Source organism: Acinetobacter sp. SCLZS86 (assembly GCF_021560715.1).
Lineage (GTDB): Bacteria > Pseudomonadota > Gammaproteobacteria > Pseudomonadales > Moraxellaceae > Acinetobacter > Acinetobacter towneri_A.
Map to the genome: position 1 here is coordinate 713114 of NZ_CP090864.1, position 16566 is coordinate 729679.

The window sequence follows — 16566 nt, forward strand, 5'->3', positions numbered from 1 at the left end:
TCGCTTCATTATGAAAGGGGATTGATGTCACTTGCAATGATTGCCCCATGCTTTATTGCATTTAATCTAGATTTTTACGTTCAAACTCTGCACTTTGTAATGTTTTGCCACCTCGGGTGCAGTAACAAATACATTCGATAAAGCGTTTTGCATCGCGCGGTAATTTGGTTTCGCCATTAAAATAACGCTGTACTTGGGCAAAGACATTGTCTTTAAATGTGCGGCCATCTCCACCTTCACCTGTTAGGTTATCTAAAGACACACGGAATTTACGCCCAAACGCTTGAGCAAATAGCCATTCTATTGCTTGTGGCTTAATTTCGACTTGTTCAAACAAGGCTTGTTGCTCTTGAGTACGACCATCGGGGGCATACCAATAGCCTAAGTCGGACAATAAGCGCCTTTGTTCACCTGCAATGGTCCAATGGCTAATTTCATGCAGTGCGCTATTAAAGAAGCCATGAGCAAATTGAATTCGTGCAGGTTGGTCTGGTGTTGCAGGAAAGTACTCAGGTTCAAAATCACCTTTGACCAAGTTCACATTTAGGTGGGAAAACCAGTGATTAAAGTGTAAGATGAGCCAGTCCACCTGTTCCGTTTCTGTATTGAGTTTTGCCCAGTCCGAGAGTTGCACTTGGGGGTGCGAAGTGTCAGAATTGGTGGTTGGAAGTGTGCTCACAAGTGATGAAAAATTCACTTCTGTTTGCGGCTGCAACAGATGCATGACTGTTTTACCCAAAATTGGTCTGTCTAAATAAGTACAAAATTGTATCTTAATCTTTGACAGAGTACTGATGAATTTGTAGAATTGCCGCCTTAATTATGTCAGCAAATACCTTTCCGGCACAGATTGAGCCGTTTAAATGGGCTGAACAGGGCTTTAGATGGTCAGGTAACCTGCCATCGTATCGCTTTGCTCGTATCGCCCGTGAAGCTGTTGGATCAATTGATGATCAATTGGTTAACATAGACTGTAAGCTATCAATGGATGCGTATCATCGCATTGTATGGCTAGATGGTCATATTGAAACGAAAGTTCCAATGGAATGCCAGCGCTGCTTGGGTTCTGTAGAAATAGACCTCGTTTTAGATTTTCATCTAGCTCTTGTGGATGATGAGTCACTGATAGAGCGCTTGGATGAGGATGCTGATTTCATTGTATTAGGTGAAAGTGAAGCCACCACCAAAGGCGATTATGATTCGCCTGCGACGGCTAACTTACTGTCACTTATAGAAGATGAATTGTTATTGTTGTTGCCTTTATCTCCTAAGCACGACGCTTGCGAGCATAAGCATCAACCTGCCATTCAGAACATTGCCGAAGAAAAACGTGATAATCCGTTTGATGTTTTGGCAAGTTTGAAAGGTAAACTTAACTGAAAATTATGTTATAATTTTTAGTTAAGACAACTCAATTTGTTCTGATCCATTTTTTCGATCTTTGTAAGGAGCCATCATGGCCGTTCAGCAAAACCGTAAAAGTCGCTCTCGCCGTGACATGCGCCGTTCACATGACGCTTTAACCGAGAATGCATTAACTGTAGACCAAACTACTGGTGAAACTCATCGTCGTCACCACGTAACTAAAGATGGTTTCTACCGTGGTCGTCAATTATTCGCTAAAGCAGATGCTGAATAATTGGTGATGTATTAAGCGTCAAGTTTAGTAGAAAAAATGGGAGCGTAAGCTCCCTTTTTTTGTGCCCGATTTTTGTTGTATTTGGCAATTACTAAATACAAAATTAAGTGTTAAATTTCCGCTCCATAACTGAGCTTACATGAGAAGGTGTGGATTGTAGCTGTAAAAAACTACAATTTGTGCATCTTAATTAAAGGATTTTTTATGTCTGCTAAACGACTCGAGCAAGCAGCTCAAGCCACTAAAACTGCATTTGTCTTTCCTGGTCAAGGCTCACAAAAAGCCGGTATGTTGGCTGAGCTTGCAGAACAGTTTAGCGGTGTGCGCGAAACATTTGCTGAAGCCTCTGAGGCGATTGGCTTTGATTTATGGCACATTGCACAAAGTGGTGAAGGTTTAGATCAAACAGAATTTACTCAGCCTGTATTACTCACTGCAAGTATTGCTTTATGGCGTGTGTGGTTAGAGTTGGGTGGTGTTGCACCAAAATACTTGGCAGGACACTCATTGGGCGAATATAGTGCATTAGTTGCTGCAGGCAGTTTGAGCTTGGGCGATGCCGTTAAACTGGTAAACTTGCGCGGCAAATTAATGCAAAACGCTGTGCCACAAGGTCAGGGCGCAATGGCTGCCATTTTAGGCCTTGAAGATGCCAAAGTGCTTGAGCTATGTGAACAAGTGAATGTGCAAGGTCGTGGCTCGGTAGAAGCAGCGAACTACAATGCCCAAGGGCAAGTGGTTATCGCAGGTGATAAAACTTTAGTCGAAGCACTAATGGCATTGGCCAAAGAAAATGGTGGTAAAGCCATTGCCCTGCCTGTATCTGTACCATCGCACTGTTCATTGATGAAACCTGCGGCAGAACAGTTTGCACAAGCTTTGGAACAAACTGCCATTGAGCTACCGCGTATTCCTGTAATACAAAATGTCAACGCTGGAATCGCGGCAGATGTTGCGCAATTAGGTCAGGCACTCACTGCGCAATTGTACCAATCGGTGCAGTGGACACAAACTATGCAATACCTACAAGATCAGGGTATTGAATATATAGTGGAATGTGGGCCGGGCAATGTATTGGCGAATCTTGCGAAGCGTTTACCGAATATCGAAAAAGCATTCCCACTCGACACACAAAGTCGTATGGAAGATGCACTAAATGCCATTTTGGTGGCAGAAGGGAAAATTGCATGACACAAGAACGTAAAGTTGCATTAGTCACAGGTGCAAGTCGAGGGATTGGTGCAGCCATCGCTCAGCAACTCATTCAAGACGGTTTTTTTGTGGTAGGTACTGCCACTTCTGAAGCGGGCGCAGAAAAATTATCGGCAAGTTTTGCAGAAAACGGTGCAGGTAAAGTATTGGATGTTCGTGATGGTGCTGCCATTGATGCCTTAGTTTCTGACATTGAACAAAGCTATGGTTCAGTTTTGGTATTGGTCAACAATGCGGGTATCACCAAAGATAATTTGTTACTGCGTATGTCAGAAGATGATTGGGATGACATTCTCAACATTCACTTAAAGGCAGTTTACCGTTTATCTAAACGTGTCTTGAAAGGCATGACCAAAGCACGTTTTGGACGCATTATTAATATTAGTTCTGTGGTGGCACATTTTGCGAACCCAGGACAAGCCAATTATTCTGCGGCAAAAGCCGGTATTGAAGCATTCAGCCGAAGCCTTGCCAAAGAAATGGGCAGTCGTCAAATTACAGTAAACTCGGTTGCGCCGGGCTTTATTGCAACTGAAATGACAGATCAGTTAAGTGAAGAAATTCGCAAAAAAATGAGTGAGCAAGTGGCATTAAACCGTTTAGGTGATCCACAAGATATCGCAAATGCAGTGAGTTTCTTGGCTTCTGACAAAGCTGGTTACATCACTGGTACAGTGTTACACGTAAATGGTGGTTTATACATGAGCTAAGCTCAAGTATAAACTTTCAAAATTTTATAGATTCAATTAAACTAACGGCATTAAAAACGCCACAAGCAATGAGGAGAATTCCTGTGAGCGATATCGAACAACGCGTTAAACAAGCGGTTGCAGAACAACTTGGTCTTAAAGCTGAAGAAATCAAAAACGAAGCATCTTTTATGGATGACTTAGGTGCTGATTCTTTAGACTTAGTAGAGCTTGTAATGTCTTTCGAAAACGATTTTGACATCACAATCCCAGACGAAGATTCTAACGAAATCACAACAGTTCAATCAGCAATTGACTACGTAACTAAAAAACTTGGTTAATTGTTGATTTCAGCACTGCTGAAATGAAAGCCACCGCAAGGTGGCTTTTTTATGCGCTATCATTTTTACAATCGAATATGAAAAAGGCGAATTTTGTTAAATGTGTGATGTAGCGTAAGCGTCCGCTGAACCCCATGCCTATTTTTTAATTTGAGTTGGATTTCCAGCGATGTGGCAGTAATTCTTCTATTTGGGTCGCTTTATGCGTCGGCAGCCTTTTCAGCACATCACTTAAATAGGCATACGGATCCAAGCCATTCAGCTTTGCTGACTGGATTAAAGTCATGATATTCGCCGCTCGCTGGCCGCTGCGCAGCGAGCCAGCAAACAGCCAGTTCTTGCGCCCTAAGGCCCAAGGTCGCATTTGATTGTCGGGTAGTCAGACGCAGTTACCTACGTCCAACCCCCTAAGAACCGTGCATGCGAGTTTCCCAGCACACGGCTCAAGCCTCTGCTAAGGCGCCATTCGGCACCCGGTTATACATCGTTGACATTGGCAAACTGAACACTCCTCGGACAATACAGATGGTAAATCTCAAGATTAGCAACTGCATCCGTTCCACCATGACTTAGCTTCACAATATGACGGCTGTGCCATGGTGTATCTTTGGTGACTGGTTTAAGACAGGCGCAGCAGCGACCACCTTGTTTTAGCCACACCCGATACAGCTTGGCTCGCCCCTTTGCGGAGACCAGCATTCTTTTACCCCATCGGGATTCGAAGTACTCATCCCATGCGGGGTCATGAGGGTTAGCAGCAGCCTTGATCTTGATATGTCGCACAATTGGCGTGTCCGAGGCAGACACTAATGTGTATTGTCGCTTCCGACCATCAGCGGACTGTTCATCACATGAGAACACCCATCGACGCGCTCCTTGTACTTTGAAATACCGATCTTTGACCCATCGGAGTGTCTTGCGAGGGTGGCGACGTACAGCCCATCGCCAGAGCATTTCCCACACTGCGTTGTCTACCTGGTTGAAAACCTTCTTGGCAACGACATGACTATGATAGTTGGCCCAACCCCTTAGAATCGGGTTGAGCAAACCGATCAAAGTGGCCTGTCGTGTCGCTTTGTTTGCATTGATTAATGCTCGCAGCTTGTCAAGATGAGCGCTGATGTTTGCCTTTGACGGCTTGATCAGTAGCTTGCCGTTGTACTTACGTACGTTCCAGCCAAGAAAATCGAACCCGTTCCCTATGTGCGTGATTTTGGTCTTTTCCTGAGAGAGCACGAGACCGCGCTCCGCCAGAAATTCAACCACGGCAGGGCGAACTTCATTTTCGAGCCACTCTTTAGAATACCCCGTGATGATGAAATCATCCGCATACCGTACCAGTTGCAGCTTTTTGCCTGTCCATTTGGCGTTAGGGAACCTCTTCGCCAGCATCGTTTCCAGTCCGTCCAAGGTCATGTTGGCCAACACCGGGGAGATAATACCTCCTTGCGGTGTTCCGGAAAGACTGGGAAACAGCTTGCTTTGGTAGACGTAACCGGCTTTGAGCCATTTCCGTAGAATCACCTTGTCCATTGGGAGGTTGGCGATCATCCAGTCATGGCTGATATTGTCGAAACAGCCTTGAATGTCACCCTCTAGCACCCACTCCGCACTTACTTTTCTTGACAGCACACCAAAGCACTGTGCTGCAGCATCCGCGGTTGAGCGTTGTGGTCTGAATCCATAAGAGTTCCGATCAGCGGTGGTCTCCGCGATGGGTTCCAAAGCCAGCAGATGGAGCGCCTGCATGGCCCGGCATTTCATCGTGGGTATCCCGAGAGGTCTCATCTTGCCATTTTTCTTCGGAATAAGGACTCTCCGAAGCGGAAGGGGCGTGTAACCTCGCCTCTTCAACGACATCATCGCACCGGTCTTGGCCTTGGGTGTATTCCAAGTCACCTTGTCGACCCCAGCCGTGTTTTTGCCTTTGTTTTCAGACACTCGTTTTACGGCCAATGCTTTGCCACTAAACGAGTGAGTCAGCAGCCATTGCAGAGCTTTCGCCTTGTTATACCTGCCGTCTTGTACCGCCTTCACAATACGCGCTTGCAGCCCTCTGACATGACGCTGTACAGCAATCCAATCGATGCTGTCCCACGATGTGCTGGAAGGCGCACACGCTGATACTGCTGCGTTCATTTGCTCTCCCTCCATTAAAAGGGTTCTACACACTCTCTTGTGATGAGAGACCATAAGGACGTCAGCCCGCTTTCGCGTGAGGTAATGTTTCAACCTCTATCCAACCCATTACAGACTGGCATTCGCTTTTTCCTCGTTCCTTCGCCCGCATCACCATGGGCAGTTTTTGCAAACTGCTTTCCCAATGGGGGTAATACGGGATTTCCACGTTCCGCTTACTGAAGTACATCGGCTTAGGTGCCTGCTATCGACCGGGAGGCGTATGGGTCACGAATGCGTAGTAGAAAGACGCGATTCCCACCTCCATTACCGTTTTGGTTCGAGCGTATTAGCCATTTCCGCTCGTTCAATTTAACGATCGTTGCGCAGATTCACATGTGTTCACCATACCGATTATCTAGCCCTTGTCCGGCTATGGCTGCCAGAAGAGTACGCCTCTCACGATTGATACCCCGCACCTTACGGTGCCTCGTTACATTGTCGAAGGCGCTCTTTATTCAGCCTTCTAGATTCACCCGGTGACACGGGTGGTTCCCGCAGGGGGAACAACTTCATTAAGCGACTTCGTGTCGCACCTCTACCCAATTGTTGCATATCGGTAGATTGCCATCATCCAGATAACGGCTTAAGGCTGGCCAACGCTTCAGAGTGTAATTGATAGCCTTGGCGGTAGGAGAACTCGATGGCACTGTCAGATGATGTTGGTTGAGCCATTCATATAGTTGTTGCATCACTGGTTGACTATGCTGTTGTCGGTATTCGCGGCGGTCTTCCGCTGTACCATCGGTCTTTTTCCTGAGTTCTGCTTCTATCGCATACAGTTTCTGAATCAGCACTAAGGCCTGTTCAGCAACCTGACTTTTCCCAGTTACATGCAGTTCATGGAATTTACGACGTGCATGGGCCATGCACCCCACCTCAATCACCTGGCCTGATTTAAAACGTGCTTTATAACCACTGTAATCATCACAGACTAGATAGCCCTGCCAGCCTTTCAAGAACTCTTCAGCATGCTGGCCTGAACGACTATCCTGAAAGTCATAGATCACCGCCTGAACTGGATTGTACTGTGTGGTGGCATAGGCCCAGACATAACCTTTCTTCGGTTTTTTATTATTCTCACCCATCCGCATGATGGTGACCGGTGTTTCATCTGCATGCAGCACCCGCTGTTGCAGCACCACCTCTTTTAAGGCATTGGCCAGAGGTTCCAGTTCTACACCGCAGCGACCTATCCAGTCAGATAAAGTTGATCTAGAAAGTTCGATTCCCGCCCGCTGATAGATCAGACGTTGACGGTACAGCGGCAAATGATCGGCATACTTCGATACCAGCACATGGCTGAGCAATTCAGGTGAAGCAATGCCTTTATCAATCACATAGGCGGGCATCGCTTGCTGAGTCAGAGTGTCACACTGATCACAGACCCATTTACCACGCACATGCTGTTCCTTATAGAACTGTGCCGGTCTGAAATGCAGTTTTTCACTGACATCTTCGCCGATACGACGGAGTTGGCAGCCACAAGCACATTGGGTTGATGCAGGTTCATGCTCAATACGGATGGTGTGTAGATGATCTGGCAGTGGTCGACGTTTAGGTTTATTGGTTTTGGCTTTCTGTGTCGCTGCATTGGTTTTATCTGCATTTAGCCGTTCCAGTTCTAGATCAACCGCGGCAATATCTTCTTCAACCGCTTCATCCCACAGATGGATTTGTTTTGCCGTTAAGTGTTCATTCTTTTGGGCGAATTTGTGCTTTTTAAACAGCGCCAGTTCATGCTCGTATTTTTGATTGAGAATAGAAAGATGTTGAACTTTAGAATCTAATTGCTGATTGGTGACTTCAAGATGTTGAACTCTGGCATCTAATTGCTGGTTTGATTGTGCTAGAGACTGATGCTGCATCGCCAACTGTCTGGTGAATTCCAGCAGTTGTTCATGGGTCAGTTGGCTTAAGTCAGGCAGCGTATTCATGACCACAGTATGCCTGAGGTCATGAAGAGAATGAAATAGAACGTTTGGAGGATGGCAGAATGGTCGAGCTTGGTTTAGAGCATATTCACCACTTGCTGCAATCCAATTCTCTGCCAGGGCAAACCTTGGATTAATGCCTGTAACTGTTCCGGGCTGAGGGCCACGGTTTCACCTTGGTGAACTTGGTGAACTTGAGCCCAGTGAAATTTACCCTGTTCCAAACGCCGGGCACACAGCCAGATGCCCAGTCCATCATGTACCAACACTTTCATACGATGACCACGTTTATTACAGAACAGGTAGGCGCAATGCGGTTTGATGTAGCCAAAGGCTCTCACCACCTGAGCCATGACAGTATCCATTCCTGCTCGCATATCCATGGGCTGGGTAGAGAGCCAAATTTCATTGATACGGATCATGTTGCCAGTGCCTTGAGTAATTCTGCCAAGGCAGGTATTTCTGATGTCTGCCATTTCAAGCCAATTTCTGCTTTTGAGTGGGGTAAAGTAATTTGAACTTTTAACATGTCAGTAGGAGTAGGATCTAATGGTGCAGAGCAAGATAAGGCAATAAATGCAGGTTTATTCGGTAGTGGTGAGCGATCACTCCCTGGCTTAGCATCAATTAAGCGAATCCATTTGGATACAAGATTTGTATTCAATCCATGTTGCAAAGCGACTGAAGCAATTGAAACGTCCGGTGCTTTACAAGCCTGAACGATCTGCTGTTTAAATTCAGCACTGTATGTTCTTCGTTTTTTCGCAAGAGATGCGATGGATGTCTGATTATTTGTAGTCATAAATTTAAGTCCCCACTTGTTTTTAGGTGGGAACTAAATTAAGGCTTATAGGATGAATTCAGAAGGTGTGTTCAGCGGACGCTTACGGATATTATCCTTTTTGATTTTTTAAAGTAAATAAAAAATAGAGCCATTAGGCTCTATTTTTTTATTTAGCATCATCTGTCATTCAAGTTTTGCTTTCAAGTGACACGGATGTGTCGCAAATGACATAAGATGTGTCGTTTTACGCCGCGGCATCATGCGACACATAAGTTGTCATCGAGAATATGAAAAATCAAGTAGTTAGACATCATTAGGGATAATTAATGACAACTTCTGCGACACAATTAGTGTCATTTTTCGAGTTTTGCGACACATAAGCTGTCATTTTCTGAAAAGCAGTTTTTAGATTATATTATTATGTCTAGAATATTATATTCTTTCGTGCTTCTTACGTGAGTTTTATGATCTGTTTGATTAGTAATGGATTTTTTGTATATGTTTAAGCCTTTGTCATCTTGGATCGAACGTAGACAGCCGATTCCTAAACGTTTTTATACGCCAGGATATATTGATGTACCGAAAGATGATTGGAGTGTTTGGCTTTCAATTGAGGAAGTTGCTCCTCTTCATCTCGCTAGAGAAATGCAGTGGCTAAGTTTAAGAGAGTCCAGAGAAAAGACAGCACAATATTTGGAAACAGCAAGTGAGTTGATATCTGGATTGGAAGGAGGGTCGTTGGATAGATGGGAACAGGAACAGATTTTAGAGCATCTTGGAATGCCACCTTTTCTGTAAATATCATTGATAGTAGTCCACTAGTTCCATTTAAGAGTAGTCCACTGGATACACTCAAAAACAAGCAAGTTAATCTTAGACATATTTACAAAGGTAGTCCAAATTCCTATCAACATGGATACAAAATATCAAAAATACTTTAATGGCTAGACGTATCTAACTTGGTAACTTCAACGTAACTAAAATCATCTCATACTGATCTGAAGGATTACTCTAAATTTATTAAAAATCTGACAGATTAAAGTTAAAAACTACTCATTAACAATCACTCTGAGATCGATATCTGCAACTTCTCTGAGATAGTTTTCTGTGACTCCAAGTAAAGTCATAATTGAACTTGTAGTTGCCTGCTTGGATAAACTAGGTTGAACAATGAATACTTCAAAATTCATAGGTTTATGGTTTTTTGCAATTCTCAATAATCTTTCAAGATCTTCTTTTGAACCTTTTTCAATACGACTTCTTGAAAACCCATTTTTCTTTTTCTCTTCTCGGCGTAACAAGTGTTGAAAAAACTCTAATCCACTTTTATGTTTCCAATGAATAGACTTTTGTGCCTGACCACAAACCTCATAAAAATTATCAACCCGGGCACTCACAAGTCCATCTTTTGCAAATTTTAAATGGTAAAACTGTACATCAATACTATCTGTAGTTTCTTTGATTGTAATAATATCAGCAATTTCTCCTGAAAAATCATCATCATAAATAATATCAAAATCTTGCTGCTCTAAAACTTGAAGAGTTTTATATTGAATGGAATCTGTTTGAATTGGATTAACACCTTGAGCTTCTTTACTTAAGTCAACACCAACCCAACTCCATGGAATTAGGGCTTCTATTGGATATGGACGAATAACAGATTTAATTTCAACAAATTCATTACCTTGTAGTGATGAACCATCTGCAAACCAAACAATAGGAGGGTTACTATTTAAATAGTCTTCTAAACTATAAATTTTATTTCCAATTTTTATTTGTGCATTTTCAGAGTCAGCTTTAGATATGTTGAAATCAGGAATACTATTACCATTTGGACTTGTAACGTCTAATAACAATTTATTGAACTTGTAACTCTTTGATGGCGTTGAAATTTCAAAGGAAATACCATTAATCAGATCATAGCTAATTAGTTTTAGCTCACAAAAAGCAATATTAGTTTCATCTTTTTCATCTCTGATATTCATTTTAAATTCTGTATTTAAATAAAAACTATCGCTCCAATCAATATAGATTGGTTGAATATCTGGAAGTTTGCTTATTGATTCTGGAATCAATGTATGTTTAAGGATTTGATTTGGATCAATAGAAGGATTAATTAATTTTCCACCAATTGCATTACACCATTTTATAAATTCCTTAATATCATTCTTTAAATAACTCCATATCCGTCCTTTATAAGAGCAACCTAAAGTAATTTTTTTCCCCTCAATGTATCCTGTGCCAAATACAAAAGCTTTTTCTCCCCTTTGTTGTTCTGCAATAGATAATGCATCTTGTATATCAGTTCCAACCTTCATTGAAAAACGAATTTTTCTATTTAAATATTCTTTAAGTCCAACATTCTGTAAAGAGACTCTTTTAATTTCATAAAAACTTTTAAAAACATCTAGTTTTTCGATTAAAGTTGCATTTTTATACAGAACAGCATTAGCTAACTCATGATATAGGCTACTTTTATCTGAACTATGAATAAAAAGTAGTTTATTTATTTCATCATAATAAATAACGTAAAGAGTCCAATCTAAACCATATACTTCCTTATAATTCACCCATTCTATTTCAGATTTTGAAGCTGTAATAATTACGGCTGTATTTGCATCATTATTGATATCATAAAATTTATATTCTAAATCATCATATCCTTTTATTCCTTTTTTAAATCGAGAAAGATTAAATGAGTTCCCAATATTTTTAAAAACAACAGTGCTCAGAGCAAATCTAATATTTTGAAAAGGTATTTTAGAATTTTCTAAATTTTGGAATCCTTTAATAAAATCTCCTAGATCAATCTGTTCATTAATTTGCCCGCTACTTAAGTTTGATAATAGTAAATTCCAATCAGAATCTTGAGCATATAATTCACTTAATTCCTCTTCAGTTTCTGCTATAGCAATGTTAGCAATGAAGGTCGCATTTCCTAAAGTTGAGTCTATTGATGTTCTTGTGAATCTACCTGCAAACTGTAAGGTTATGGGTAAACTTTTGCGAATATCATGAAAGGCTGCAATCTTTAATTGAGGAAGATCAAAACCTTCACCCAACATATTTACAGCAACAATGATTTTGTGCTCTTTTTTTACAATAGCTTCTAGAATTTCTTTTTTCTTTGGAATCCCTGAATAAACCAATACAGGATTTAATTCGGTAAACTGCTTATAATATTCAAAGACTTCATTAGCTCTAGTTTTATCTGCACATCTTGCCATTAAAATATGATCCAATCCTTTAGACAAATCTTCTTTTAAAATTTCAACTGCTTGATGTGCGATCAATTCGTCAGCTTTTTTTTGATCATATTCACGAATAGATTTGAAGTGAATCGGTTTAAAGTATCCTTGCTCTTGGGCTTTCTTTAAACTGAAACTATAGATAATTTTGCCATCTAATCGTTTTCTATCATTACGAAAAGGCGTTGCAGTAAATTGTAGAATTTTTTGTTTAGCGAAAGCATTACTAACTTTTTTCCATGTATCAGCTTCGACATGGTGTGCTTCATCAATAAAGATATTGCTTATTTTTTCATTAATTTCATCTAAAATTTCACCATGGTTGTTTGTTAGAACATTCATAGTGGTAACAATTACATCACTTGAATCAACGAAGTTGTTTAAGTCTTCCGACTTTTTAAAATTTTCATACCAAATGCCAACTCTAGGATATAGAACGTCATTACTTACAATACCAAATTTTTTTAACAGACCTAATTTAATAAACTTTTCATATATTTGTTCACGTAAAGCATCTGACGGAACAGCAATAATAATCTTATTTAGTTTATTTGCGATTAGTGTTGAAAGCATTGTTTCTGTTTTACCAGTTCCTGTAGGCATAACTACAGTTCCAATGACATCATCTTTACTTTTTAAGTGACTTAAAATGGAATATAGAGCTGCAATCTGAGGTTCACGCAGTCCATAAGAATTTGTAGCAGGGTTTTCTTCTTTGAAGTTGAAGTTATTAACCCAAGAGCCAATAATTTCACTATTACTATAATCTCTGAAGCTAGGATGTTTTATCCAGCCCTTTAGTTGAACCTTACCTTGTGAAAAATTACTTTGACTAAATTTAAGATTGGAGTGAATTACATAGTCGAATGCTGATGTTTCAAAATTTTTATTTGAGGTGATTAGTATATTTATACTTTGAACTTGGATTACATCATAGCTTCGATTTGACTCAACCCATGTAAAATCAACAGTATCGTTTTCTAAAATTAAGTGCTCAACTTTATTTTTACAGTCTACGTTCTTGAAAATTAATTTCTTTAATTCAGGTAATACAATGTGATTCATTTTTATCTCATTAATGCAAAATTATAAAAATTACGCGACCGCTTCATTAAACACTTCAACAACCCCAAATATGTTATCGACATCGCCATCACTAAATACACCATCAATCCCTTCAAAATGAACCTGATTGAATGGAGGCTCATAAAGTTGTGCAGCAGCCAATACACCGTTTTGAGTCAGATGATCTATAATCATTTCAACAAAACGGATTTGTTTTTCGTTATAGCTTGAGCCTTGTAAATATTTTGAAAAGGCTTGTTGTACTGCCTGACGATCTAAGCCGACTAAAGAACGAATAAATAGTGGTAAAGATTTCTCTGTACCAAAGCATTCTTCAAATTTTTCTTTGCTCTCAACTTCCTGAGCTTCGAATACGAAGCGTTCAAGTTCACTTAGATCGGTTGGAGTCAATGCTAAACCACGTTTGAGTTTGGCAATAGTTATGTGGTTCTCATTGGCTTTAATAAAGCTCTCAACACGCTTACGGTATTGAGCTAGGTTCACACCACTTGAAACGACGGGGATATCGACTGCTTGCATCACTCCAATTTCATCATCCAACATAGAATAGACAATCGTTGAGGTCGATTTCTCAATGAGTTTCACTAAACCGCGGATACATTTACGCATCGACTCAAGTATAGGGACTGTAATTCCTTCCCAATAGGCTTCGGTTTGTATGTCTTGTATCAACTTAATCTGCGCTACGACCACAGGAATATTCTCTTTACTTTCCAGTTTTGAAGCGATTTCAATCACTTTATTAGCATAGGCAAGTACTGCTTTGGCATCCTTATTCAGCACAGCAAGTTCGATGTTGTAGCACAACATATCAAACAGCTTGGCTTCTAGTGTTTCTGCTTCTAGTTCATTTGGAAGTTTAGAAATGTGTTCTCGCAACGTACCAATAGCAAGATCATCTAAATTGTTCCATGCCTCATCTTTTTGGAATTGCTCAACATACTCAAGCTCATCACGAACAATAAAATTATCTTTGTTCATTGATTTCACTTCAGTTTGTAGGCTTTGTTGTATGTCTTGACGGACGGCTGCCAATTCTTCAGTTTGATAGTCTTGAGCATTCAACAAACTCAAAAGATTTAAACGTGCCTTAAATAGTCGTTGCCCCAAGGGTTCAGCAGTAGATACAGGCGCACCATCAGGATTTTCGTTGAAATATTCAAAGTTTGAGCAGTAATCAAAAATATAGAATTCTTTTTTGTCCATTCCTGGGGCAAAGAGGTCTTTGCAAAGCCGTGTACCACGACCAATCATCTGCATAAACTTCACTTTAGAGCGTACAGCTTTGAAAAAGACTAGGTTGACCACTTCAGGCACATCAATGCCTGTATCGAGCATATCGACAGAAATAGCAATTTGTGGATCAGCCAGCTCTTTTTTACTAAAACTATCAATCAGGCTTTGTGCGTACTTGGTGGAGTGCGTGATCACACGGGCGAACTTACCATCATATTGTGGATAGTTTTTATCAAAGCGTTCTGCAATGAAATTGGCGTGGTTCTGATTGACTGCAAAGATGATGGTTTTACCCAACATATCTCCACCTTCAACCTTGATGCCATTTTCCATCAAGTGCTGCAGCATTTTGTCTACTGTGCCTGTATTAAACAGTTCCTTATTAATTTTTGATGCATTTACTTCTTCAGGTGCATCATCACCGCCCCAATCTAGCTCATTCCAGTGTTCTTTTTCTTGTTCGGACAACTCATTAAATTTCACACCTTCACGCATGAATTTTAAGGGGACTGAAAAGGCTTTAGGTGGAACTAAATAACCATCGGCAATAGCTTGGTCTAAATCGTAATAATCTGTCGGAACGCCACTTTCCAAACCAAAAAGTGCATAAGTATCACGGTCTACTTCATCGCGTGGGGTAGCAGTTAAACCAACCAATAAGCTATCAAAGTATTTAAAAATCTCACCGAATTTTTGGTACACGCTACGATGGGCTTCATCGACAATAATCATGTCAAACATGCCTGTACCGTATTTACGTGTACCATCTGCATTCACTTCATCAATCAGCCCCATCATGGTTTGATAGGTAGATAAATACACCCGTCCATTTTGGTTTTTGCTGTCTACTAAATTAACAGGTGCAGAGTCAGGTAAATTGGCTTTAAAAGCATTGGTGGCTTGTACGACCAATGAGGTACGGTCAGCAAGGAATAAAACTTTCTGAACAGCATTGGCTTTCATCAGTACATCAACCAACGCAATTGCGGTACGGGTTTTGCCCGTACCAGTTGCCATAATTAGTAAACCTGCACGTTCTTTACGCTGAAATGCGGCCAAAATCGCTTTAATGGCACGGGTTTGATAATAACGCTCAACAATTTCCGCATTGATCGGAAAGCTCCCCAAATCTGGATTATTTTTGCGTCTTTCGATTAGGCGTTTTAGTTCAGTTTGCGTGTAAAAACCATGTACCAAACGAGGTGGGCCACCTTGCACATCATTCCAGATACGGGTTTTATAACCGTTCGTGTAGAACATCACAGGACGTTGACCTGTTTGCTGTTCTAGACAATCTGCATAGAGTTTTGCTTGTTGTTGTCCCACTTCAGGATCAACCGATGTACGTTTAGCCTCTACCAAGGCTAAAGGCAAGCCATTGGCATCATACAGTACATAATCGACAGCACCTTTACCTGATGGACTTGGCATGCCAGTAACTGGAACTTCCTCTCTTGCCGTTACACCAATTTCCCAACCCGCTTCTTCTAGTAAAAGATCAATTTTTAGTTTACGAGTTTCGTCTTCTTTGTAGTCGGTATGATCAGGAATCTGGCTATTGGCAAGTTTAGCCTGTTCAACTTCAGCACGTTTTTGAGCAAGTTCAGCGTCAATATTGGCAAGTAGTTTTTCACGTTCTTCTAGACTTGCAGATAATTCAAATAGCTGTTGTTCACGTTCACGCAATGCTTTGTGTTGTTCTGCAAATGCTTTTTCTTTGGCTTCAACTTCTTTTTGCAGTTGTTCCTGATTCGTTGCCATTTGCTGTGTGTGGTCAGCATTTGGAATTAGTCTAGGATTGAATAAAATGGTCTGAGAGCGATCTTTTGATGGTGAGCCATAATTACGCTCAAACCAGACATAGATCAGGAACAGATGGCTAATGTGTTTAACTGTTTCTTCAGTCGTCAGTTGTTTGAATTTTTTACCGTGTACCGCACTGTTTCCCACCATGCGGATGTTATCCATTTTGTCCCAAATGTAGGGTGGGATAATTTCCTTAAACTTTACATCGGTGATGAGGTTGTAGAGTGATGGGTCATAAGGCTGAGTGAGTTTTTTATCGTATTGATACAGCCACAGCACGAGATTTTCTAGTGATGTTCTTGCAGCAGCAAGGGCAAATTGTGGGGAAATATACACGAGCTTTTCAGCTTCTTTAGCAGTGTTTGCCAAGCTTTTAAATTCAGGCTCTAAAAACTGAAAGTTGCTCATGTATC

Annotated in this window: 12 protein-coding genes and 2 pseudogenes; 6 read left to right on the forward strand and 8 right to left on the reverse strand. The window is 41.0% G+C overall.

The window, feature by feature from the left end:
• Positions 1–61 precede the first annotated feature (61 nt).
• Positions 62–724 carry an elongation factor P hydroxylase gene (locus LZP46_RS03270; protein WP_236094673.1) on the reverse strand — a complete coding sequence of 221 codons (663 nt, stop codon included), beginning with the start codon at positions 722–724 and terminating at the stop codon, positions 62–64.
• 98 nt (positions 725–822) lie between these two features.
• Here LZP46_RS03270 and LZP46_RS03275 point away from each other — a divergent pair, with 98 nt between their 5' ends.
• The 5 genes from LZP46_RS03275 to acpP all read left to right on the forward strand — a co-directional run bounded on the left by LZP46_RS03275 (position 823) and on the right by acpP (position 3881).
• Positions 823–1380 carry a YceD family protein gene (locus LZP46_RS03275; RefSeq protein ID WP_236094674.1) on the forward strand — a complete coding sequence of 186 codons (558 nt, stop codon included), beginning with the start codon at positions 823–825 and terminating at the stop codon, positions 1378–1380.
• A 76-nt stretch (positions 1381–1456) separates the two neighbouring features.
• Positions 1457–1639: a 50S ribosomal protein L32 gene (rpmF, locus tag LZP46_RS03280; RefSeq protein ID WP_236094675.1), complete on the forward strand. Its 183-nt coding sequence runs from the start codon at positions 1457–1459 to the stop codon at positions 1637–1639.
• A gap of 204 nt (positions 1640–1843) precedes the next feature.
• Positions 1844–2830, forward strand: a complete 987-nt coding sequence (gene fabD / locus LZP46_RS03285) for an ACP S-malonyltransferase (RefSeq protein WP_236094676.1) — start codon at positions 1844–1846, stop codon at positions 2828–2830.
• Positions 2827–3561 (forward strand): 3-oxoacyl-ACP reductase FabG, encoded by a 735-nt coding sequence (fabG, locus tag LZP46_RS03290; protein ID WP_019837736.1) that lies wholly within the window; start codon positions 2827–2829, stop codon positions 3559–3561. The genes fabD and fabG overlap by 4 nt, the downstream gene beginning before the upstream one ends.
• 83 nt (positions 3562–3644) lie before the next feature.
• Complete coding sequence (gene acpP / locus LZP46_RS03295; protein ID WP_001279871.1) at positions 3645–3881, forward strand: acyl carrier protein; 237 nt, start codon at positions 3645–3647, stop codon at positions 3879–3881.
• A 145-nt stretch (positions 3882–4026) separates the two neighbouring features.
• Here acpP and LZP46_RS03300 read toward each other — a convergent pair.
• The 5 genes and pseudogenes from LZP46_RS03300 to tnpA form a co-directional block, all read right to left on the reverse strand.
• Positions 4027–4254 (reverse strand): annotated as a pseudogene (locus LZP46_RS03300) (transposase domain-containing protein); the annotation flags it as partial.
• Positions 4255–4358: 104 nt separating this feature from the next.
• Positions 4359–6020: a group II intron reverse transcriptase/maturase gene (gene ltrA / locus LZP46_RS03305; RefSeq protein ID WP_087537482.1), complete on the reverse strand. Its 1662-nt coding sequence runs from the start codon at positions 6018–6020 to the stop codon at positions 4359–4361.
• 575 nt (positions 6021–6595) lie between these two features.
• Positions 6596–7996: pseudogene (gene tnpC / locus LZP46_RS03310) on the reverse strand (IS66 family transposase); the annotation flags it as partial.
• Between the two features lie 74 nt (positions 7997–8070).
• Positions 8071–8415: an IS66 family insertion sequence element accessory protein TnpB gene (gene tnpB / locus LZP46_RS03315; protein WP_005080771.1), complete on the reverse strand. Its 345-nt coding sequence runs from the start codon at positions 8413–8415 to the stop codon at positions 8071–8073.
• Complete coding sequence (gene tnpA / locus LZP46_RS03320; protein WP_005083376.1) at positions 8412–8795, reverse strand: IS66-like element accessory protein TnpA; 384 nt, start codon at positions 8793–8795, stop codon at positions 8412–8414. The genes tnpB and tnpA overlap by 4 nt, the downstream gene beginning before the upstream one ends.
• Positions 8796–9275: 480 nt before the next feature.
• Between tnpA and LZP46_RS03325 the strand changes: the two genes are divergently transcribed.
• Positions 9276–9575, forward strand: coding sequence for a hypothetical protein (locus tag LZP46_RS03325; protein WP_178319533.1), 300 nt, complete (start codon positions 9276–9278; stop codon positions 9573–9575).
• A gap of 251 nt (positions 9576–9826) precedes the next feature.
• Here LZP46_RS03325 and LZP46_RS03330 read toward each other — a convergent pair whose 3' ends face one another.
• Positions 9827–13090 carry a DEAD/DEAH box helicase gene (locus tag LZP46_RS03330; RefSeq protein ID WP_087662178.1) on the reverse strand — a complete coding sequence of 1088 codons (3264 nt, stop codon included), beginning with the start codon at positions 13088–13090 and terminating at the stop codon, positions 9827–9829.
• Positions 13091–13120: 30 nt separating this feature from the next.
• The gene (locus LZP46_RS03335; protein WP_087662177.1) at positions 13121–16561 is read right to left on the reverse strand and encodes a DEAD/DEAH box helicase family protein; all 3441 of its coding nucleotides are present in this window, start codon (positions 16559–16561) and stop codon (positions 13121–13123) included.
• Positions 16562–16566 lie beyond the last annotated feature (5 nt).